The organism is Phenylobacterium sp. Root1290 (assembly GCF_001425305.1).
Lineage (GTDB): Bacteria > Pseudomonadota > Alphaproteobacteria > Caulobacterales > Caulobacteraceae > Phenylobacterium.
This window is the reverse complement of record NZ_LMEE01000002.1, coordinates 605,875-626,579: the sequence shown is the minus strand read 5'-3', so window position 1 is coordinate 626,579 and position 20,705 is coordinate 605,875. Positions and strand designations below refer to the sequence as shown.

The window sequence follows — 20,705 nt, the reverse complement described above, 5'->3', positions numbered from 1 at the left end:
CCCCGGAATTAGAAATAGAAACGATGGAAACAGATTGTTTCCAAAAACGTCATGGCAAAACTCCCTGATTTTGAAGCCTGGGCGATCTTCGCCCGGGTCGCCGAGACCGGTTCGTTCGCCCGCGCGGCCGACGAGCTGGAACTGTCCAAGGCCACCGTCTCCAAGGCGGTCAGCCGATTGGAAGCGCGCCTGGGCTCCAGCCTGTTCCACCGGACATCGCGGCGGCTGTCGCTGACCGAGAGCGGGCGCAACGCACTGGAGCGCGCAAACCGCATCCTCTCGGAGGGCGAGGCGGTGGAGGCCGAGACCGCGGCGCAGTCGGCGATCCCGCGCGGCGTCGTGCGGCTGGCCGCGCCGGTGTCGTTCGGCCTGCTGCACATGGCCGACATCCTGCCCGACTTCCTGGCGCGCTATCCGGAGGTGACGCTTGACGTGAACCTCGCCGACCACAAGGTCGACCTGGTGGCCGAGGGCTACGACCTAGCGGTGCGGATCGCCCAACTGCAGGACTCCTCGCTGCTGGCGCGCAAGCTCTGCGACATGCGGGTCATGCTGGTCGGCTCGCCCCGCTATTTCGAGGCCTTCGGCAAGCCCGAGCACCCGCGCGACCTGATGCAGCATCGCTGCCTGACCTACACCAATGTCGAGAACCCCGACCTGTGGCGGTTCACCAATGCGGCGGGCGACGAGCAGAGCGTGACGGTGGCCGGCCCGATGCGGGTCAACAGCTCCGAGAGCCTGAGCCCTTCGCTGCGCGCCGGCCTCGGCGTGGCGCTGCAGCCCGAGTTCATTTGCTGGCGCGACCTGAAGGACGGGGCTCTGGAGACGGCGATGTGCGACTGGCGCCCGCCCAACCCGGCCTTGCACATCGTCAGCCCGCCGGGCCGGCTGCGGCCGGTGCGGGTCAAGGTGCTGATGGACTTCCTGGCCGAACGGCTGGCGGCCGCGCCGTGGGAGACGGGCCTCTAGGCGCCGGGGGCGTAGGCCTGCGGCTCTCGGTTGAAGCGGCCGAAGGTCGAGAGGCAGCCCTGCCAGACGCCCAGGTGCTGCTTCATCTCGGCCGACGACATCCGGGCCGTGAGCAAGGCGCCGTACATCACGTTCGAGCGGCCGTCGTCGGTCAGGTAGCCGCGGCAGGCGACCTGGGTGCGGTTGAAGACGTTGATCTGCTGAAGGTTCGGCCCGCGCCGATCGAAGGCGGTGGAGAAGGCGACCATCCCGCAGGCCTTGCCCTTGGCGTCGCAGTCCACGAACTGGGCGCCGAACTTGCCGCCCGGCGTGGCGATGTCCAGCACCACGACGCCATTGCCCGAACCGGCGATCGTCGCCTTGGCGTCCATCGAGGCCAGCAGGGCGACCAAGGCGGCGGGATCGCGCGCATCGAAGGCGCCGCCGGACGCCGGTTTCGGAGCCGGCTTGGCGGCCGGCTTGGGCGCAGGCTTGGCCGGTTCGGCGGCGAGCGCGGGCGACGCCGTGGCGAGGGCGAGGATGACGGCGATGGCGCGCATGGGGTCTTGGCTCCGGCGTGGAGGGCGAGGGCTATCGTCTCAGGCCCGCTGGTGACAAGCCGGTGCGAGCGGATTTAAGTGCGGCCCATGCGCCGTGTCCTTCTGTTCGCATCCCTCCTGCTGGTCCCCGCCGTGGCGGCGTCGGCCCAGGAACGCCCCGTCGAGATGCGCCAGACCCTGGTCGACCTGACCCGCGTGCTGGGCGAGAGCCATGCCCTTCGCCAGGCCTGCGAAGGCGCGGACGACCAGTACTGGCGCTCGCGCATGTCGCGGCTGGTGGAGGCCGAGCAGGCCGAGCCGGAGCTGGAGACCAAGATGCGCGACAGCTTCAACGCCGGGTTCGCCGAGGCCAGGCGGCTTTATCAGGGCTGCGACGACGGCGTGCGCCGGGCCCAGGGCCTGATGGCCGCCCGCGGGCGCGAGCTTTCGACGACGCTGGCCCACGCCAAGTACCGCAGCGGGGTCATGCAGCCGACGCCCGAAGAGGAGGGCGTGACGGCGGAGCCTCCTCCGCGTTAGGGTGGCGGCCTGTTCTCGGGGAGGTTGTCATGGAATTGACCGCGGTCGTCGTCCTGCTGGTGCTGGCGCTGGTGATCCTGTTCGGGGCCATCAAGATCGTCCCGCAGGGCCGTGAGTTCACGGTGGAGCGTTTCGGCCGCTACACCCGCACCCTGCCGCCGGGGATCAGCTTCCTGACGCCGTTCGTCGAGGGCATCGGCCGCAAGGTGAACATGATGGAGCAGGTCCTGGACGTGCCCCAGCAGGAGGTGATCACCAAGGACAATGCGGTGGTGAAGGTGGACGGCATCGTCTTCATCCAGGTGATGGACGCCGCGGCCGCGGCCTACCGCGTCGACAACCTCAACTACGCCATCGCCCAGCTGGCGATGACCAACCTGCGCACGGTGGTCGGCTCCATGGAGCTGGACGAGGTGCTGTCGCAGCGCGACCAGATCAACACCCGCCTGCTGCACGTGATCGACGCGGCCACCGGCCCCTGGGGGGTCAAGGTGGCGCGGATCGAGATCAAGGACCTGATGCCCGGTCCGGACATCACCAACGCCATGGCCCGCCAGATGAAGGCCGAGCGCGAGCGCCGCGCGGTCATCACCGAGGCTGACGGCGAGAAGTCGGCCGCCATCGCGCGGGCCGAAGGGGCCAAGCAGGCCGCCATCCTGGAGGCCGAAGGCCGCCGGGAAGCGGCCTATCGCGACGCCGAGGCGCGCGAACGCGAGGCCGAGGCGGAAGCCAAGGCGACGGCCATGGTGTCGGAAGCGATCGCCCGCGGCGACGTCAACGCCATCAACTACTTCGTCGCCCAGAAGTACGTCGAGGCCTTCGCCAAGCTGGCGGACAGCCCGCAGCAGAAGACGGTCATCGTGCCGGCCGAGATGTCGGCCCTGGTCGGCTCGCTGGCCGGCGTCGGCGAGCTGGTGAAGACCATCCGAAACGACGACCCGCCGCCGCGTCCGGCCCCGCCGCGCGCGCCGCGCAGCGCCGTCCCGCCCACCGGAGCCTGATCCGATGGCCCCGTTGGTCGAGTTCTACAGCGCCCACGGCTTCTGGGTCTGGGCGGCCATCGGCGCGGCGGTGCTGGCGGTTGAGATCGCCTTCGGCTCCGGCTGGCTGCTGTGGCCGGCCGCCTGCGCGGCTGTGGTGGCGGTGATCAGCCTGTTCACCCGCAATGCTGTCCTGGAGATCGGCCTGTTCGCGGGGCTGACGATCGTGACCACCCTGGTCGCCCGGCGCTTCTGGCCGCGCGAGCGGCATCCGGCGGCGGACATCAACGACAACATCGCGCGGCTGGTCGGGCACGAGGGGCGTGTCTCGGCCGCCTTTGTCCACGGCGCGGGCCGAGTGCTGATCGACGGCAAGGAATGGGCGGCGGAGTCGGACGACGGCGCGCCGCTGGAGCTGGAAGCGATTGTCGAGGTGGTCGGGCTTACGGGCGGATCGAGGCTTCGGGTGCGGGCCCGGCGCTGACCTCTTCCAGGAAGACCCGGAGGTTGCGCAGGAACGGCAGCGCCTGGCGAAACTCGGCGTCGGTGAAGCCCTCGCGCAGCAGGTCCATCTTCCACTTCATGGCCTTGAGCACCTCGGCGTGGCGCTCCAGGCCGGTCCGGCTCAGCCGCACGCGCTTCTTGCGGCCGTCGGCGACGTCGGCCAGCACGACCACGAGGCCAAGCTCGCTCATCTTCTGAAGGATATTGGTGAGCGCGGCCTTGGACAGCATCATCTCACGCGCCAGTTCGGCGGGGGTCTGGCCGTCGCCGTTGCGCACGAAGTGCTGCAGCAGTTCGAAATGCGCGAAGGTCATGCCGGACGGCAGGTGGCGAACCACCGACTGGCGGATCAGGTGCTCGATGACGCCGATCTCGCTGAACACCGCGACGTCGGGCCGGTCTTGCAGGGTAGGGGCCATGGCGGCCTCCCGTTCTTCAGGCTCGAACATGGTTGTCGTTCGAACTTGAACGGTCAAGCCTTGCGGGCTTGCTCCAGCCCCTTGCGCGCCAGCGCGTCGGCCCGCTCGTTGAGCTCGTGGCCGGCATGGCCCTTGACCCACTTCCAGGTGACGTCGTGGCGGCCGCGGGCGGTGTCCAGCCGCCGCCAGAGGTCGTCATTCTTGACGGGCTTGTTGTCGGCCGTCTTCCAGCCGCGCTTCTTCCAGCCGTGGATCCACTCCGAGATGCCCTTCATCACGTAGGTGCTGTCGGTGTGGAGCTCGACCTTGCAGGGCTTCTTGAGGGCTTCCAAGGCCTGGATGGCGGCCATCAGCTCCATGCGGTTGTTGGTGCTGTCGGGCTCGCCGCCGCAGATCTCCTTGACGTGTTCGCCGGAGTTCATCACCGCGCCCCAGCCGCCGGGGCCGGGATTTCCCGAGCAGGCGCCGTCCGTGTAGATCACGACCTGAGGCGTCACGAGGCCTCGCCCAGCAGGACGAGGTCCGGGGCCGAGCGGTGCACGGCCAGCTTGCGCTCGTACTCCAGCGGGTCCTTGGGACGGACCAGCGCGCCGGCCGGGGTCGCGCCCCAATCGTGCAGCCGCGTCAGGAAGAACCGGATGGCCGCGCCGTGGGCCAGGGCCGGCAGGGCCGCGCGCTCGGCCGGGCTCAGCGGACGATGGGCCTCGTAGCCGGCCAGCATCGCGCGGGCGCTGGTGATGTTGAAGCTGCCGTCGGCCTCGAAGCACCAGGCGTTCAGGGCCACGGCGATGTCGTAGGCCAGGAAGTCGTTGCAGGCGAAGTAGAAGTCGATCGCCCCGGCGAACTTGCCGCCCTGGTGGAAGAAGACGTTGTCCGGGAAATAGTCGGCGTGGATCACGCCGCGGGGCAGGTCCGTGGGCCAGGCGGCGGCGATGCGCGCCAGGTCGCCGTCGATGACCGCGGCGAGGCCGGGCTTGAGGGCCTCGGCGTCAGCCCTCAGGCCCGCGAACATCGGCGCCCAGGCGTCCTGGCCCAGATCGTTGGGCCGGGTCATCGCAAATCCGTCGGCGGCCAGGTGCAGACGGGCCAGGCCTTCGCCGGCCTCGCGGCAGTGGGCGGCGCTCGGGCGGCGCACCGACAGGCCGGGCAGGAAGGAGAAGATCGCGCAGGGCTTGCCGCGCACGCGCTTCAGCGCCTCGCCGGCCTTGTCGATCATGGGCGTGGCTGAAGGATAGCCGTGCTGGGCGAGCCAGCGAGTGAGGCCCAGGAAGTAGGGCAGTTCATCCTCGCGCACCCGCTTCTCGTAGACGGTCAGGATGAACTGGCCCGCCTCCGTCTCCAGCAGGAAATTCGAGTTCTCGACGCCTTCTGCGATGCCCTTGAACGCCAGGGGCGCTCCGAGGTCGAAGTCGGAGAGGAGGGCGTTCAGCTCCTCGTCGGAGATATCGGTGTAGACGGCCATGCTGGCGCGGGGATGCGGGAGCGCGGGCTCCCCGTCAAGCGTCCGCTGTCAGCTTTCGCGGCAGCTTGAAGCTCACCGTCTCGCGAACGGTGTCCACTTCCTCGACCGTGACGTCGAAGGCCTCGCCCAGGCGGTCGATCAGGCCCTGGACCAGGACCTCGGGCGCCGAGGCTCCGGCGGTGACCCCGACGGTCGACACGCCGTCGAGCCAGGCGAGATCAAGGCCGCGGGCGTCGTCGATCAGGTAGGCGCCCTTGGCGCCCGAGCGCTTGCCGACCTCGACCAGGCGCACGGAATTCGAGGAGTTGGCCGAGCCCAGCACCAGCAGCACCTCGGCGCGGGACGAGATCGCCTTGACCGCGTCCTGGCGGTTGGTGGTCGCGTAGCAGATGTCTTCCTTGTGCGGGGCGGAGATGTCGGGGAACCGCTCGCGCAGCGCGGCCACGATCTCGGCGGTGTCGTCCACCGACAGCGTGGTCTGGGTGGCGAAGGCCACGTTGGCTGAATTCTTGGGCGTGAAGGCGCGGGCGTCCTCGACCGTCTCGATCAGCTGGACGACGCCGTCGGGCAGCTGGCCCATGGTGCCGACGACCTCAGGGTGGCCGGCATGGCCGATCAGCACGATCTCCTTGCCAGCGTCATAGTGGCGCTGGGCCTCGACATGGACCTTGGAGACCAAAGGGCAGGTGGCGTCGAGATAGAGCATCTGGCGGCCCTTGGCCTCGGCCGGGACCGACTTGGGCACGCCGTGGGCCGAGAACACCACGGGCCGATCGGTCGGGCACTCCGAGAGCTCCTCGACGAACACGGCGCCCAGGCTCTTCAGGCGGTCGACCACGTGGCGGTTATGGACGATCTCGTGCCGCACATAGACCGGAGCGCCGTACTTCTCGATGGCGCGCTCGACGATCTGGATGGCGCGGTCGACGCCGGCGCAAAAGCCGCGCGGGGTGGCCAGCAGGACCGTCAGCGGGGGGCGAGGGCGGGGCTCTTGCAACATGCCGCGCAAGTTAAGCGTTCGAGGCCGTATCCGCCAGCCGCGTTGCGGCCTCAATCGATAGCCATTACTAGGGGTGACGCACGCGCAACGCCCGAACGGGCGCGCGCCCCTCTGGCTTTTGGACGACCTTGATGCGCCGCTCCCTGATGCTGCTTGCCGCCGGCCTGATCCTGGCCGGGTCCACGGTCCCCGAGCTGGCGCTCGCCCAACGTCGTGGGAATGACGAACAGCGCCAACAGGAAGAGGCGGCCAAGAAGCGCAAGCGCGATTCGGAATGGAGCGACGTCCAGGCTCCGCTGCCGCAGCTGCGCAACGCCGGCCCGTGCCCGTACGTGAAGGTTCTCTACGACGCCGCCCGTTACGTCGAGTTCAAGGACAACCGCGAGGCCTCCTCGGCCGTCGGCTTCTCGGGCGAGATCCAGGGCATCTCGGCCGGCTGTCAGTACAAGGACGACGAGCCGATCAAGGTCACGATGGAAATCCTCTTCGAGCTGGGCAAGGGCCCGCAGGCCGAGGGTTCCTCGAAGAACTATCGCTACTGGGTGGCGGTGACCCAGCGCGGCGAGTCGGTGCTGGCCAAGGAATACTTCGACCTGCCGGTGAACTTCGCGGCGGGCCAGGACCGGATCTACGCCACCGAGCAGATCGCGCAGATCACCATTCCGCGCGCCACCATGACCACCAGCGGCGCCAATTTCGAAGTGCTGGTCGGTTTCGACGTCACGCCGCAGATGGCGGCCTTCAACCGCGAGGGTAAGCGTTTCCGGCTGAACGCCGGCGCCGCCGTCGCCGGGAACACCAACGAAAACAAATGAGCGACCTGAAAAGGGGCCTGAGCGAAGCGGTCGCCGCCGCCTTCGCCGCGGCGGGACTGCCGGCCGAACTCGGCCGGGTGACGCCGTCTGACCGGCCCGACCTGGCTGACTTCCAATGCAACGGGGCGCTGCCCGCGGCCAAGGTGGCCAAGCGCGACCCGCGCGAGATCGCCGCCGAGGTGGTGGCGAATCTGTCCGGCGATCCGCGTCTGGCGTCGGTCGAGGCCGCAGGCCTCGGCTTCATCAACATGCGCGTCAGCGACCAGGCCCTGTCGGCCCGCGCCGATGAGATCGCCGCCGACCCCCGCCTGGGCGCGCTGAGCGTCGAGACCGCCCGCAAGGTGATGATCGACTACGGCGGCCCGAACGTGGCCAAGCCGATGCATGTGGGCCACTTGCGCTCGTCGATCATCGGGGAATCGCTGAAGCGCATCTACCGGTTCCGCGGCGACACCGTGGTGGGGGACGCCCACTTCGGCGACTGGGGTTACCAGATGGGCCTGCTCATCGGGGCGGTGACCGACGAGGACGCGGCGATCGCCGCGCTCGTCGAGGAACTGAACGCCAAGTCCGAGGTGAGCGCGCAGGACGAAGCGGCCGCCGCCGCCCTGTTCGACGAGAAGGTCAGCCTGGCCGATCTCGACCGGCTTTATCCGATGGCCGCGGCCCGCGGGAAGACCGAGCCCGACTACCGCGATCGCGCCCGCAAGCTGACCGCCGAACTGCAGGCTCGCGGAAGCGGCTACTTCCTGCTGTGGCGGCACTTCGCCAAGGTGACAAAGGTCGCCCTGGAACGCGACTTCCACGCCCTGGGCGTCGATTTCGACCTCTGGAAGGGCGAGAGCGACGTCGACGAGCTGATCAAGCCGATGGTCGCGGACCTGGAGGCCAAGGGCCTGCTGGTCGAGGATCAGGGTGCGCGCATCGTGCATGTCGCCGGCCCGAACGAGACCAAGAAAAAGAAGCTGCCCGACGGGTCGGTGATCGTGGTCCCGAGCCCCGATCCGCTGCTCGTGGTCTCGTCGGAGGGCTCGGCCATGTACGGCACGACCGACCTGGCGACGATTCTCGACCGCAAGCAGACCTTCGGCCCCGACCACGTGCTCTACGCCGTGGACCAGCGTCAGGCCGATCACTTCGAGATCGTGTTCCGCGCCGCCTACCTGGCCGGCTACGCCGAAAAGGGCAGCCTGGAGCATGTCGGCTTCGGCACCATGAACGGGACCGACGGCAAGCCGTTCAAGACCCGCGAAGGCGGCGTCCTGAAGCTGAACGACATGATCGTCATGACCCGCGACAAGGCGCGCGAGCGTCTGCACGAAGCGGGTCTGGGCGCCGAGCTGGACCCCGACACCTTCGAGGACACCGCCCACAAGGTCGCCGTCGCGGCGCTGAAGTTCGCCGACCTGCAGAACTTCCGCGGCACGTCCTATGTCTTCGACCTCGACCGCTTCTCGAGCTTCGAGGGCAAGACCGGCCCCTATCTGCTCTATCAGGCGGTGCGGGTGAAATCGGTGCTGCGGAAGGCCGAGGCCGAGGGCGCCAAGGCCGGGCCGATCGTGGTGAGCGAACCGGCCGAGCGTGACCTGGTGCTGCTGCTTGACGCCTTCGACCAGGCGCTGGTCGACGCCTACGACAAGAAGGCCCCGAACTTCGTGGCCGAGCATGCCTACAAGCTGGCCCAGGCGTTCTCGAAGTTCTACGCCGCCTGCCCGATCCTGTCGGCTCCGGCCGAGGTGAAGGCTTCGCGCCTGGCCCTGGCCCAGACGACGCTGCGCCAGCTTGAGCAGGCGCTTGAGCTGCTGGGCGTCGAGGCGCCCGAGCGCATGTGACGCCAAGCTCTCGCGCCGTCGGCGGCGCGAGACGCTTTGCGCGTTGACTCCCATTCGGCGATCGAAGAGTTATGCGCCGACTCTCGCGGGAGAGATCGGGCCTTTCGGGGTCCGGAGCCGAAGGCGCAACCGCCCCGGAAACGCTCAGGCAAAAGGACCGCGCGAGCTGATGCACGCTGGAAAGTAGCGCTGGGAAACCTGCGCTCGCCGAAGGAGCAAGGGATCGCCAGGCGCGGCCCCGAAATCTCTCAGGCTCAGGGACAGCGGGGGCGCGAACGTGGCGAGGGCTGAGCCCTCGCACACGCTCGCGAGGTCATCAGCTGGAGTCCGCCGTGTCCGACGAGAACTTGAAGACCACGCCCCTCAACGCCGCGCACATCGCCGCGGGCGCCCGCATGGTGCCGTTCGCCGGCTATTCCATGCCGGTGCAGTACAAGGACGGCGTGCTGAAGGAGCACCTCTGGACCCGCGAGAACGCCGGACTGTTCGACGTCTCGCACATGGGCCAGGCGCGCCTGCGCGGCGTCTCGCCGCTGTCGGCCTTCGAGGAGGTCACCCCCGGCGACTTCATCGGCCTGAAGCCGGGCAAGCAGCGCTACTCGGTGCTGCTGAACAAGAAGGGCGGCATCATCGACGACCTGATGGCCGCGCGTCCAGATGACGACGGCCTGTTCGTGGTGGTCAACGGCGCCTGCAAGGACGACGACTTCAAGGTCATCGACAACGAGCTGGCCGGTCAGGTGCGCATCGAGCGCCTGGAGGACCGCGCGCTGCTGGCGCTGCAAGGTCCCAAGGCCGCCGAGGTCCTGGTCCAGCACGCCCCCGAAGCGGCGAGCATGGTGTTCATGGACGCCCGGACGATGAGCGCCTTCGGGACCGAGGCGATCGTCTCGCGCTCGGGATACACCGGCGAGGACGGCTATGAGATCTCCGTCCCGGCGTCGGAAGCCGAGCGGATCTGGAACACCCTGCTGGCCGACGAGCGCGTGAAGCCGATCGGCCTGGGCGCGCGCGACAGCCTGCGCCTGGAAGCGGGCCTGCCGCTCTATGGTCACGACGTCGACGAGAGCGTCAGCCCGGTCGAGGCGGACCTGGCGTTCTCGGTCTCCAAGAAGCGCCGCGACGCCCGCGACTTCCCGGGCGCGTCGCGCATCGCCAAGGAACTGGCCGAGGGCGTCAGCCGCAAGCGTGTCGGCTTCGTCGTGCTGGAAGGCGCGCCGGCCCGAGAAGGCGCGGAGATCGCCGACGAAGAAGGCAATGTGATCGGCGTGGTCACGTCGGGGGGCTTTTCGCCTAGCCTCGGCAAGCCGATCGCCATGGGCTTCGTTCCGCCCGCCTACGCCGGGCCCGGTTCGAAGTTGAAAGTCATTGTGCGGGGCAAGGCCCAGACCGCCGAGGTCACGGCCATGCCCTTCGTTCCCCATCGTTACGTCCGCAAGCTCTGAGAGAGGACACCCCAGATGCGTTTCACCAAGGATCACGAGTGGGTCGTCGTCGAGGGCGACGTGGCCACCATCGGCATCACCGCCTACGCCGCCGAGCAACTGGGCGACGTCGTGTTCGTCGAAGTTCCGGAAGCGGGCAAGTCGGTCAAGGCCGGCGACAACCTGGCCGTGGTCGAGAGCGTGAAGGCGGCTTCGGACGTCTACGCCCCGATTTCGGGCGAGGTCGTCGAGGGCAACGCCGCGCTGGGCGATGCGCCCGAGACGGTCAACGACCAGCCGGAGGGCCTGGGCTGGTTCGCGAAGATCAAGCTCGCCAACCCGGCTGAGGTCGAGGCGTTGATGGATCGCGACGCCTACGAAGAATTCCTGGGCACCCTGTAACCACACCGCTCATTCCCGCGCAGGCGGGAACCTAAGCCGCAGTCCGAATGGGCCCCCGATTTCGCGGGGATGAGCGGGAAAGAAGAAGCTGATGAGATACCTGCCCCTTACGCCCGCCGACCGCGCCGAAATGCTGGCGACCATCGGCGCCGGCTCGATCGACGACCTGTTCGCCGACGTGCCGCAGGCGGCCCGCAAGGCCGACCTGTTCGACCTGCCGCTGCATGCGGGCGAGATGGAGGTCGAGCGTGAGCTCGCCAGCCTGGCGGCGATGAACCGCCCGGCGGGCGCGGGTCCGTTCTTCTGCGGGGCAGGGGCCTACAAGCACCACGTTCCGGCGACGGTGGACCACATCATCCAGCGTTCGGAATTCCTGACCAGCTACACGCCCTACCAGCCGGAAATCGCGCAGGGCACGCTGCAGGTGCTGTTCGAGTTCCAGACCCAGGTCGCGGCCCTGACCGGGCTCGATGTGGCCAACGCCTCGATGTACGACGGCTCCACGGCGTGCGCCGAGGCGGTGATGATGGCCCAGCGCGTCACCCGCCGTAAGAAGGCGGTGCTGTCGGGCGGCCTGCACCCGCACTATGCGGCCACCACCCAGACCATCGCCCATGCCGAGGGCATGGACATCGTGCGCCAGGCCGCGGCGATCGACGCCGAGGCCGCGGTTCTGGACGCCATCGATTCGGACACTGCGGCCGTGGTGGTGCAGACCCCCAACGTCTTCGGCGTGGTCACCGACGTGACCAAGATCGCCGAGGCGGCGCACGCCGCCGGGGCGCTGCTGATCGTGGTGACGACCGAGGCGGTGTCCTACGGCCTGCTGAAGTCCCCGGGCGAGATGGGCGCGGACATCGCAGTCGCCGAGGGCCAGTCAATCGGCAACGGCCTGAACTTCGGCGGTCCCTATGTCGGCCTCTTCGCCTGCCGCGAAAAGCTGGTTCGCCAGATGCCCGGTCGCCTTTGCGGCGAGACGCTGGACGCCGAGGGCCGTCGCGGCTTCGTGTTGACCCTGTCGACCCGCGAGCAGCACATCCGCCGCGAGAAGGCGACGTCGAACATCTGCACCAATTCGGGCCTCTGCGCCCTGGCCTTCACCATCCACCTGTCGCTGCTGGGCGAGCGCGGCCTGCGCGAGCTGGCGGCGCTGAACCACTCGCGGGCTCGCGAGCTGCGTGACGCCCTGGCCGCCGTGCCGGGCGTCGAGGTGCTGACCCCGCGCTTCTTCAACGAGTTCGCCATCCGCCTGAAGGGCGACGCGGCCAAGACGGTCGAGGCCCTCCTGGCCGACGGCGTCGTCGCCGGCGTGCCGTTCTCGCGGCTCGATCCCGCCGCCGGCATGGAAGACGTCCTGCTGGTCGCCGCGACCGAGACCACCACCACCCAGGACATCCAGACCTTCGCCCAGGCGCTCGCCGGGAGGACCGCGTAATGACCATGCAGAACGTTGGACGTCCGACCCGTCCCGAAGGCGCCGTCGAGGCGACGGGACACACCTCGCTGAACGGCGGCCGCGGCCTGCTGCAGGACGAGGCGCTGATCTTCGAACTGGGCGGCTGGGACAAGACCGGCGTCGACCTGGCGCCGGCGGCGCAGGACGCCTCGGACCTGGGCGACCTGGTCCGGGCCGCGCCGATCGGCCTGCCGGGCCTGTCCGAGCCCGAGGCGATGCGCCACTACGTGCGCCTGAGCCAGAAGAACCACGCCATCGACCTGGCGCTCTATCCGCTGGGCTCGTGCACGATGAAGCACAACCCGCGCCTGAACGAGAAGATGGCCCGGCTGGCCGGCTTCTCCGACCTGCACCCGCTGGCGCCGCAGGCGACCGTGCAGGGCGCGCTGGCGCTGATGGACCGCCTGGCCCACTGGCTGAAGACCCTGACCGGCATGCCCGCCGTCGCCCTGTCGCCGAAGGCCGGCGCCCATGGCGAGCTCTGCGGCCTGCTGGCCATCAAGGCGGCCCATGAGGCCAAGGGGCAGGGGCATCGCCGCACGGTGCTGGTCCCGACCTCGGCCCACGGCACCAACCCGGCCACCGCCGCCTTCGTCGGCTACTCGGTGGTCGAGATCGCCCAGACCGAAGACGGCCGCGTCGACACTGCCGACCTCGCCGCCAAGCTGTCGCCCGACGTGGCGGCGATCATGGTCACCAACCCCAACACCTGCGGCCTGTTCGAGCGCGACATCCTCGAGATCTCGCGCCTGACCCACGAGGCCGGGGCCTACTTCTACTGCGACGGCGCCAACTTCAACGCCATCGTCGGCCGGGTGCGTCCGGGCGACCTGGGCGTCGACGCCATGCACATCAACCTGCACAAGACCTTCTCGACGCCGCACGGCGGCGGCGGGCCGGGCGCGGGTCCCGTGGTGCTGTCGGAGGCCCTTGCGGCCTTTGCCCCGGCCCCCTGGGTGGTGTCGGGCGAGGACGGGTTCAAGCTGGTCGAGGAGACGGTCGGGGAGGCCGCCCAGGGCTTTGGCCGCATGAGCGCCTTCCACGGCCAGATGGGCATGTTCGTCCGCGCCTACGCCTACATGGTCAGCCACGGGACCGACGGCCTGCGTCAGGTCGCCGAGGACGCGGTGCTGAACGCCAACTACATCAAGGCGCGGCTGTCGCCGGTGATGAGCCCGGCCTTCCCGGACGGCCCCTGCATGCACGAGGCGCTGTTCGACGACGCCTGGCTGGAAGGGACGGGGGTGACCACGCTCGACTTCGCCAAGGCGATGATCGACGAGGGGTTCCACCCGATGACCATGTACTTCCCGCTGGTCGTCCATGGCGCGATGCTGATCGAGCCGACCGAGACCGAGCCCAAGCACGAGCTGGACCGGTTCTGCGAGGCGCTGATCGCCCTGGCTCACGCGGCCAAGGCGGGCGACGCCGAACGCTTCAAGGGGGCCCCCTACCTCGCGCCGCTGCGCCGGCTGGACGAGACGCTGGCGGCGCGCAAACCGCGTCTGACGTGGCGTCCTGAGGCCAAAGGTGTGTCCCCGGCGCCGCTGGCCGCCGAATAGCCACAGGTGGACGAAATTTAACCGCTGGGTCGCCTTTACGAGTCCTAGATACGTTCTCATATCGCAGAACACCCGACCGCTGGTCCTCCCCAGTTCCGCGCGCGGGCTCATTCCAGGTATTGAACGTGTCACTCGCCATGCCCAGCGTGCGCGGCAATCGCGCCACCGACGACGTCACCCGCGATCTCGCGGGTCGGCTCGTGCGCTTTGGGCTGGTCGTCGTCGGCAGCCTGATCGTCCTGGCGGGGATTCTGATCGCGCCTCTGCCGGGTCCTGGCGGGATCCCGGTGATCGTCGTCGGCCTGATGGTGATCCTGCGCAACTCGTTCAAGGCGCGGCGGCAGTTCGTCCGCCTGCACCAGGCGCACCCGCGGGTGATCTCACCGATCCGGCGGCTGCTGCGGCGTGACCCGCAAATCCTGAAGATGTCTTGGCATCAGGCTTTGAAGATCGAGCGTCTTCTGGCGCCTAAGGGCCTTCGCTTCATGGTTCGCAGCCGACGCCTTTTCAGGCGTCGGCGCTAGAACCCAATCTACTGGAGCTTGGAGCTCAGCTGGCTGATCGCACGATCCACCAGCGGGTCGGTCTTCGTGCCGGCGAGGCGCTTGGTCAGCACCACTTCGGCGGCCTGGGCCGCCAGATCGGCGGCGGCGGCCTTCACCTCGGCCGCGGCTTGCGCCTCGGCGTTGGCGATCTTGCGCTCGGCGAGCTGCTGACGGCGAGCCAGGCTCTCCTCCAGCTTCGCCTTGGCTTCGGCCTCGTAGCGACGAGCCTCGTCCTGGGCGGCGGCCAGCATTTCCTTGGCTTGCACCTCGGCTTCGGCGCGCTCGGCCTTCAGTTGGGCCAGCAGGCGCTGGGCTTCCTCGCGGATGCGGGCCGCTTCGTCCAGGTCAGCCTGGATCTTGGCGGTCGTAGCGTCCAAGGCGGCGTTGATGGTCTTCGGAGCCTTGGCCACGAAGATCACAATGCCGAGGAAGATCAGCAGACCCGCGCCGACCCAGAACTCCGGATTGCTCGGAATGAGGAAGGCGGGCATCAGGCGGCTCCTTGAGCGCGGGCGGTGAGCGCCGCGTCGATCTCGGCCGCAGTGACCTTCTGACCGGTCAGCTTTTCGACCATGGCCTGAGCCGTCTCGCCCGCGATGCCGCGGACGTTGGACATGGCCTGGTCGCGCAGACCGCGGATGCGGGCTTCCGCCTCATCCATCTGGGCTTGCAGACGTTCGTCCTCGGCCTTCTGGCTGGTGGCCAGTTGGGCCGCGGCCTTGGCCTTGGCTTCGACGGCGAGGCCGCGAGCGCGGCTGCGGGCTTCGTCGATCTCGGCCTGAGCGGCCTTGGCTTGCGCCTCGGCTTCGGCCTGGACGCTGCGCGCCTGGTTCACGGCGTCGGCGATGGTCGCCGCGCGGTTGTCCTTGATCTTGCGGAGCCGCGGCACGAAGACCTTGGCGAGCAGGATGTAGAGGACGGCGAAGATGAGGAAGAGCCAGACGATCTGACCGCCCCAGTATTCCATGCGGAACTGGGGCAGACCGCCGCTCTCGCCGCCGCCATGAGCGGCGACTTCCGTCGTGCCGGTCGAAGCGTGGGCTCCGTGGTCGGCGCCGGCGGTCTCGGCGTGGTTTGGGGTCTCGGCGGCCATAAGGCTTAGGCGTCCTTACAAACGCAGGTCAGGGCGCGACGGTGACGGCGCGCCCCTCGGGACCTGCGAGACTGGCTTTAGGAGAAGAGGATGAGCAGGCCGAGCACGAAGGCCAGAATGCCCAGAGCTTCGGTCAGAGCCGCGCCGAGGATCAGGTTGGTGAACTGGCCGCCGGCGGCCGACGGGTTGCGCGTGGCGCCCGCCAGGAAGTGGCCGAAGATGGTGCCGACGCCAACGCCGGCGCCGATCATGCCGAGGGTCGCCAGGCCAGCGCCGATGTACTTAGCAGCTTCCGCGTCCATAGTTTTCAGTCCCGTTTGAAAGTTGAAGAGTTGAGTTGTGAACGGCCGATCAGTGGTGATGGCCGAGGTTGACCACGTCGTTGAGATAGACGCAGGCCAGAACCGCGAAGACGAAGGCCTGCAGGAAGGCCACCAGGAACTCCAGCGCCGTCAGGGCGACGACGCCGCCCAGCGACAGGGCCGCGGCGAGGTAGCCGAGGCTGGCCACGCCGCCGGTCGCCGCAAGAGCGCCCAGCGAGACCACGAAGCCGGCGAACACCTTGAGAGCCACGTGACCGCCCAGCATGTTGCCGAACAGACGCAGGGCCAGGGTGACCGGACGCAGGAGGAAGGAAAGGATTTCGATCGGGGTGACCAGGATCAGCATGTACCAGGGCACGCCCGCCGGGACGAACAGCTTGTACATGTTCGCGCCGTTGCGCATCAGGCCGTAGATGATGACGATCAGGATGGTCATGACCGCGAGTGAGGCGGTGACCGCCAGCTGCGAAGTCGCGGTGAAGACCAGGAACAGGCCCAGCACGTTCATCGCCAGGATGAACACGAACAGGGTGAAGATGTAGGGGAAGAACTTGCGGCCTTCATGGCCGATGATGCCGACGACCAAGTCGTCGATATAACTGAAGATCCCCTCGCCGATGACCTGAAGGCGGCCCGGTACGACGGCGGCCTTGGCGGTGGTCACCGCAAAGAACAGGACAACCAGAGCCGCTGCCAGAAGCATGGCGACAGTGGAGTTGGTGATCGACATGTCGATCGCGCCGATGCCCGGAAGGGTGATGGCGGGCAGATCCAGCACCTTCTGGATCTCAAACTGATGCATCGGGTCGGCCATGCCGCCTCGAACTCCTTCAATCGTCCTCGTCGTCGGGGGGGAGATCCTGAGGCGGACCCCACTCCCTCGCCGCTTCGGCGGACATGCGCTGGGCCGAGCGAACGGCCATCCAAATAGAAACGCCGAAGCCCACGAGGACTCCGATGATCATCCCCCAAGGCGCCGTTTTCAGAACAACGTCCGCCCCAGCTCCAAAGCCCAGCCCCACAAAGACGCCGCCTATCAGCACGCCCATGAGGCGATAGCCGTAGCCGGCGGCCTTGGAACCGTAATCACGCGGCGTCTGGGTTGTGCGCTCTTCAAGCGCCGCAGCCCTTTCGTCGAGGCGTCTGATGGCCTCGTCGCGCGAATTGTCCGGATGCGGCATGCGTCGGCGGCCTTATGGAACCACGACGTCGCCCGCCGCGGCCGGGGCTTCAAGTCGCGCGGAACCTATAGACGCGGGTGCAGTGCGTCAAGGCTGGGGTTGTGTGATTTAGCGCTTTGTATTTATTGGAAAAATCGGCGTCGCGACAACTCGTCCACCGGCTATGGGGCCGGCCCGCCCGAAGGCGGCCTCGGCTAGGACGCAGATTCCCTTGCGGAACCTCGCCTTATTGCGCCGCCATGGCCTCCGCCTGGCGCAGATCGACGGAGACCAGTTGCGAGACGCCGCGCTCGGCCATGGTCACCCCGAACAGGCGGTCCATGCGGGCCATGGTCACCGGATTGTGGGTGATGGTGATGAACCGGGTCTCGGTCCGGCGGCGCATTTCGTCGAGCAGGTTGCAGTAGCGATCGACATTGGCGTCGTCGAGCGGGGCGTCGACCTCGTCCAGCACGCAGATCGGCGCCGGCTGGGCCAGGAACACCCCGAAGATCAGTGCGCAGGCGGTCAGGGCCTGCTCGCCGCCGCTCATCAGGCTCATGGTCGAGAGCCGCTTGCCGGGCGGGCACGCGTAGATTTCGAGGCCGGCTTCCAGCGGGTCGTCGGACTCGACCAGCCGCAGCTCGGCCTGGCCGCCCTGGAACAGCGCCTGGAAGAGCGTCTTGAAGTGCTCGTTGATCACCTCGAAGGCGGCCAGCAGGCGTTCGCGGCCCTCGCCGTTGAGCTCGTCGATCCCCTGGCGCAGGCGGGCGATGGCGCCGGTCAGGTCGGCGCGCTCGCTCATCATGGTCTCGAGCCGGGCGGCGTGTTCGCCGGCCTCTTCCTCGGCCCGCAGGTTGACCGCGCCGATCGAGTCGCGCTGGCGTTCCAGATTGTAGAGGTGGGCCTCCATGCCGCCGGCGTCGGTCGGGATCGCCACGGCCTCGTCGGCCAGCTTGCGGCCCAGCTGCTCGGGCTCGATGCGGGCGGTCTCGCGGATCTGGCCGGTCATCTCGGTCAGGCGCTCGACGGCGGCTTCCAGCTTTGCGGCCAGGGAGGCGCGCAGTTCGCGGGCCTCGCCGGCGGCGCTCTCGGCCGCGCGCAGGGCGCGGTCGGCCTCGGTGCGGGCGGCCTCGGCCTGGGCCAGGGCGTCGGCGGATTGCGCGCGCCGCGCCTCGGCGGCAGACAGCTCGTCGAGCAGCTTGCCGAGCCGTTCCTGGTGCGACGCCGGGGCCTCCAGCGCCTTGTCGAGATTGGCCTGCACCTTGGCGCGGCCCTCGGCCAGGTCGTCCAGCCGGCGCGCGGCGGTCTTGCCGCGCCGCGTCCAATCGTCGGCGTCGCGCTTCAGGTTCTCGAGCCGCCGGGCGCGGCCGTCGCGTTCGCGCACTTCCATTTCCAGCGCCGAGCGGGCGGCCGCGGCGCCCTCGCGCGCCGGACCGGCGGCGGCGCGCGCCTGGGCGAGGCGTTCGGCAAGGTCGCCGGCGTCGCTGGTGCTGGAGGTCTCGGCGATCGCCACCGCTAGGATCTGCTCGGCGTCGGCGAGTTCGGCCTCGAAGCGGCCGATCATGTCGTCGAGCGACTGGGCCTGGGCCTCGCGGCGCGTCGCCTCGCGGTCGAGCTTCTCCAGTACGCCGCGGGCGAGGGTCACCTTCTGCTCGGCGGCGGGCGGTTCGCGACGGGTGTTGCGGACCGCGTCCTCGGCCGCACGCACGCGGCCGGACGCCGATTGCAGGGCCTCCTTGGCGCTGGCGGCCTTGGGGGCGACGACTTCGATCTCGCTCTCGACCTCGGCCAGCCGTGTCTTCTGCTCCATGCGGATGGCGGCCGGCTTGGGCGCGTCGGCGCGGGCGACGAAGCCGTCCCAGCGCCAGAGGTCGCCTTCCTTGGAGACCAGGCGGGCGCCGAGCGGCAGAGCCTTCTGCAGGCGCTCGCCGTCCTCGCGGGAGACGACGGCGATGTGCGCCAGCCGCGCGGCCAGCGCTTCGGGCGCCTTCACCTTTGGAGCGAGCGGTTCGGCGCCGGCCGGCCAGGCGGCGGGCGCGGCCTCGCCGCCGCCCCAGAAGGCCGGGGCCTTCGGGTCCAGCGCCGCGTCCAGGTCATCGCCGAGCGCGGCGGCGACGGCGCGCTCGTAGCCGCGCGAGGGTACGACCGAATCCAGGGCCGGGGCGAAGCCGGCGCGGCGCTGCTGGGCGACGATCTGCGCCAGGGCCCGGGCCTCGGCGGTCAGCCGGCCCAGATGTTCGTCCTGCTTGCGCGATGTTTCGCGGACCTCGGTCTCGGCGGCGGCGGCCTTGCCGCGCTCTTCCTCGGCGGCTTCGAGCGCGGCGCGGACCGTGGCGAGCACGCCCTGCGCGCGTTCGAGCTCGGCGCGGGCTTCCTCGATCTGCGGCGTGACGGCGGGGCCGAGTTGGGCGCGTTCGCTCTTGGCCTGGTCGAGGGCGCGGCGGGTGCGCGACACGCGGTTCTGGGCCTCGTCGACGCGGGCCGCGCCGGCGCGGCGGCGGGCCTCGTCGGCGGCGGCGAGGGCGGCGAGTTCCTCCACCGCCTTGTCGGCGGCGATCCGGGCTTCTTCCGCGGCGCGGGCGGCGGCTTCCAGTTCCGGCACGCGCTCGGGCGCCGCGGCGATGGCCGCTTCCAGCGCCGTGAGGTCCTCGGCCATGCGCTGCAGCGCGGCGTCGGCGTCGTGGGCGATCTGGGTTTCACGGGCGCGGTCGGCGTCGATGCGGGTCAGGTCGCTGGTCAGGCGCTCGACCTCGGCGGCCAGGGCCTCGCCCTCGCGCTCCAGCCGGTCCTTGTCGATGGCCAGGCGGTTGAGGATCGCCGCGGCGATGGTCTCGGCCTCGCGCAGCGGCTTGATCGCCTCCTCGGCCTGGGCGGCGCGGGTGGTCGCGCCCGCGGCCTCGCGGGTGTTGGCTTCCACCGTCGCGGCGGCGGCGGACGCCTCCTCGCGCAGGCGGGCGGCGGTGTCACGGGCTTCGGACCAGCGCGCGAAGAGCACGGCGCCCTGCAGGGCGCGGATCTCGGCGGAGAGCTTCTTGTAGCGCTCGGCCTGGCGCGCTTCGCGCTTGAGACGGTTCAGCGCGGTTTCGAGCTCGCCGGAGACGTCGTCCAGCCGGGCGAGGTTGGCCTCGGCGGCGCGCAGGCGCAGCTCGGCCTCGTGACGGCGCGAGTGCAGGCCCGAGACGCCGGCCGCCTCTTCCAGGATCAGGCGGCGGTTCTGCGGCTTGGCGGCGATCAGCTCGGAGATCTGACCTTGACGGACCAGGGCCGGGGAGTTCGAGCCGGTCGAGGCGTCCGCGAACAGCAGCTGCACGTCGCGGGCGCGGACCTCGCGGCCATTGATCTTGTAGGTCGAGCCCGCGCCCTTATCGATCCGCCGGACGACCTCAAGCACGGGCGTGTCGTTGAAGGCGGGCGGAGCGCGCCGGTCGCTGTTGTCGATGGTCAGGGTGACTTCGGCGTGGTTGCGCGAAGCGCGATTGCCAGACCCGGCGAAGATCACGTCGTCCATGCCGCCGGCGCGCATCGCCTTGGCGGAATTGGCGCCCATCACCCAACGCAGAGCTTCCAGCAGGTTCGACTTGCCGCAGCCGTTCGGTCCCACAATGCCCGTGACTCCGGGCTCGATCCGAAACTCGGTCGAATCGACGAAGGACTTGAAACCGGTGAGTCGGAGCCTTTGGAAATGCACGGGCCGGGGG

General features: G+C 69.3%; 22 protein-coding genes and 1 riboswitch. Of the genes, 11 read left to right on the top strand and 11 right to left on the bottom strand.

From position 1 onward, the window contains the following. Positions 1–51: 51 nt before the first annotated feature. A complete protein-coding gene (locus tag ASC79_RS12510) occupies positions 52–969 on the top strand; it encodes a LysR family transcriptional regulator (protein WP_056016639.1) in 918 nt (305 codons plus the stop codon). Here the strand turns inward: ASC79_RS12510 and ASC79_RS21360 are convergent. After that, positions 966–1,508 carry a hypothetical protein gene (locus tag ASC79_RS21360; RefSeq protein WP_056016636.1) on the bottom strand — a complete coding sequence of 181 codons (543 nt, stop codon included), beginning with the start codon at positions 1,506–1,508 and terminating at the stop codon, positions 966–968. The genes ASC79_RS12510 and ASC79_RS21360 overlap by 4 nt on opposite strands. A gap of 87 nt (positions 1,509–1,595) precedes the next feature. On the opposite strand from ASC79_RS21360, the gene ASC79_RS12500 reads away from it, so the two are divergent. The 3 genes from ASC79_RS12500 to ASC79_RS12490 are packed head-to-tail and all read left to right on the top strand — an operon-like array spanning position 1,596 to position 3,491. Continuing rightward, positions 1,596–2,027, top strand: coding sequence for a TIGR02301 family protein (locus ASC79_RS12500; protein WP_082532091.1), 432 nt, complete (start codon positions 1,596–1,598; stop codon positions 2,025–2,027). A gap of 29 nt (positions 2,028–2,056) precedes the next feature. Then, positions 2,057–3,028, top strand: a complete 972-nt coding sequence (locus tag ASC79_RS12495; protein ID WP_056016633.1) for an SPFH domain-containing protein — start codon at positions 2,057–2,059, stop codon at positions 3,026–3,028. A 4-nt stretch (positions 3,029–3,032) separates the two neighbouring features. Further along, on the top strand, positions 3,033–3,491 hold the full coding sequence (locus ASC79_RS12490) for an NfeD family protein (protein WP_056016631.1): 459 nt from the start codon (positions 3,033–3,035) through the stop codon (positions 3,489–3,491). On the opposite strand, the gene ASC79_RS12485 is transcribed toward ASC79_RS12490, so the two are convergent. From ASC79_RS12485 to ispH, 4 genes are read right to left on the bottom strand one after another with little or no spacing between them, the layout of a single operon-like run. Further along, a complete protein-coding gene (locus ASC79_RS12485; protein WP_162244291.1) occupies positions 3,451–3,930 on the bottom strand; it encodes a MarR family winged helix-turn-helix transcriptional regulator in 480 nt (159 codons plus the stop codon). The two genes, ASC79_RS12490 and ASC79_RS12485, sit on opposite strands and share 41 nt — an antisense overlap. A gap of 53 nt (positions 3,931–3,983) precedes the next feature. Beyond that, complete coding sequence (gene rnhA, locus ASC79_RS12480; RefSeq protein ID WP_056016625.1) at positions 3,984–4,427, bottom strand: ribonuclease HI; 444 nt, start codon at positions 4,425–4,427, stop codon at positions 3,984–3,986. Beyond that, positions 4,424–5,392: a homoserine kinase gene (gene thrB / locus ASC79_RS12475; protein WP_056016623.1), complete on the bottom strand. Its 969-nt coding sequence runs from the start codon at positions 5,390–5,392 to the stop codon at positions 4,424–4,426. The genes rnhA and thrB overlap by 4 nt, the downstream gene beginning before the upstream one ends. A gap of 34 nt (positions 5,393–5,426) precedes the next feature. Beyond that, the gene (gene ispH / locus ASC79_RS12470) at positions 5,427–6,392 is read right to left on the bottom strand and encodes a 4-hydroxy-3-methylbut-2-enyl diphosphate reductase (RefSeq protein ID WP_056016620.1); all 966 of its coding nucleotides are present in this window, start codon (positions 6,390–6,392) and stop codon (positions 5,427–5,429) included. Positions 6,393–6,523: 131 nt separating this feature from the next. Here ispH and ASC79_RS12465 point away from each other — a divergent pair, with 131 nt between their 5' ends. From ASC79_RS12465 to ASC79_RS12435, 7 genes are all read left to right on the top strand, one after another. Further along, positions 6,524–7,207 carry a hypothetical protein gene (locus tag ASC79_RS12465; RefSeq protein WP_056016617.1) on the top strand — a complete coding sequence of 228 codons (684 nt, stop codon included), beginning with the start codon at positions 6,524–6,526 and terminating at the stop codon, positions 7,205–7,207. After that, positions 7,204–9,039, top strand: a complete 1,836-nt coding sequence (gene argS, locus ASC79_RS12460) for an arginine--tRNA ligase (protein WP_056016614.1) — start codon at positions 7,204–7,206, stop codon at positions 9,037–9,039. The genes ASC79_RS12465 and argS overlap by 4 nt, the downstream gene beginning before the upstream one ends. A gap of 76 nt (positions 9,040–9,115) precedes the next feature. Continuing rightward, positions 9,116–9,209: riboswitch (glycine riboswitch) on the top strand. A gap of 162 nt (positions 9,210–9,371) precedes the next feature. Further along, positions 9,372–10,484: a glycine cleavage system aminomethyltransferase GcvT gene (gene gcvT, locus ASC79_RS12455; RefSeq protein ID WP_056016612.1), complete on the top strand. Its 1,113-nt coding sequence runs from the start codon at positions 9,372–9,374 to the stop codon at positions 10,482–10,484. Positions 10,485–10,499: 15 nt separating this feature from the next. Next, the gene (gcvH, locus tag ASC79_RS12450) at positions 10,500–10,865 is read left to right on the top strand and encodes a glycine cleavage system protein GcvH (protein WP_056016609.1); all 366 of its coding nucleotides are present in this window, start codon (positions 10,500–10,502) and stop codon (positions 10,863–10,865) included. 91 nt (positions 10,866–10,956) lie between these two features. Further along, a complete protein-coding gene (gene gcvPA / locus ASC79_RS12445) occupies positions 10,957–12,300 on the top strand; it encodes an aminomethyl-transferring glycine dehydrogenase subunit GcvPA (RefSeq protein ID WP_056016607.1) in 1,344 nt (447 codons plus the stop codon). Further along, positions 12,300–13,883 carry an aminomethyl-transferring glycine dehydrogenase subunit GcvPB gene (gene gcvPB, locus ASC79_RS12440; RefSeq protein WP_056016603.1) on the top strand — a complete coding sequence of 528 codons (1,584 nt, stop codon included), beginning with the start codon at positions 12,300–12,302 and terminating at the stop codon, positions 13,881–13,883. The genes gcvPA and gcvPB overlap by 1 nt, the downstream gene beginning before the upstream one ends. A gap of 125 nt (positions 13,884–14,008) precedes the next feature. Beyond that, positions 14,009–14,407 (top strand): PGPGW domain-containing protein, encoded by a 399-nt coding sequence (locus ASC79_RS12435; RefSeq protein WP_235528647.1) that lies wholly within the window; start codon positions 14,009–14,011, stop codon positions 14,405–14,407. Between the two features lie 8 nt (positions 14,408–14,415). On the opposite strand, the gene ASC79_RS12430 is transcribed toward ASC79_RS12435, so the two are convergent. From ASC79_RS12430 to ASC79_RS12405, 6 genes are all read right to left on the bottom strand, one after another. Continuing rightward, entirely contained in the window at positions 14,416–14,919 is a 504-nt protein-coding gene (locus tag ASC79_RS12430; protein WP_056016597.1) for a F0F1 ATP synthase subunit B, read from the bottom strand. Next, complete coding sequence (locus ASC79_RS12425) at positions 14,919–15,521, bottom strand: ATP synthase F0 subunit B' (RefSeq protein WP_056016594.1); 603 nt, start codon at positions 15,519–15,521, stop codon at positions 14,919–14,921. Before ASC79_RS12425 ends, ASC79_RS12430 begins: the two co-directional genes overlap by 1 nt. Before the next feature lie 77 nt (positions 15,522–15,598). Continuing rightward, entirely contained in the window at positions 15,599–15,823 is a 225-nt protein-coding gene (locus ASC79_RS12420; protein ID WP_056016592.1) for a F0F1 ATP synthase subunit C, read from the bottom strand. A gap of 49 nt (positions 15,824–15,872) precedes the next feature. Beyond that, on the bottom strand, positions 15,873–16,658 hold the full coding sequence (locus ASC79_RS12415; RefSeq protein WP_056016589.1) for a F0F1 ATP synthase subunit A: 786 nt from the start codon (positions 16,656–16,658) through the stop codon (positions 15,873–15,875). A gap of 16 nt (positions 16,659–16,674) precedes the next feature. Further along, a complete protein-coding gene (locus ASC79_RS12410) occupies positions 16,675–17,025 on the bottom strand; it encodes an AtpZ/AtpI family protein (protein WP_056016586.1) in 351 nt (116 codons plus the stop codon). A gap of 226 nt (positions 17,026–17,251) precedes the next feature. Then, positions 17,252–20,695, bottom strand: coding sequence for an AAA family ATPase (locus tag ASC79_RS12405; RefSeq protein WP_056016583.1), 3,444 nt, complete (start codon positions 20,693–20,695; stop codon positions 17,252–17,254). Positions 20,696–20,705 lie beyond the last annotated feature (10 nt).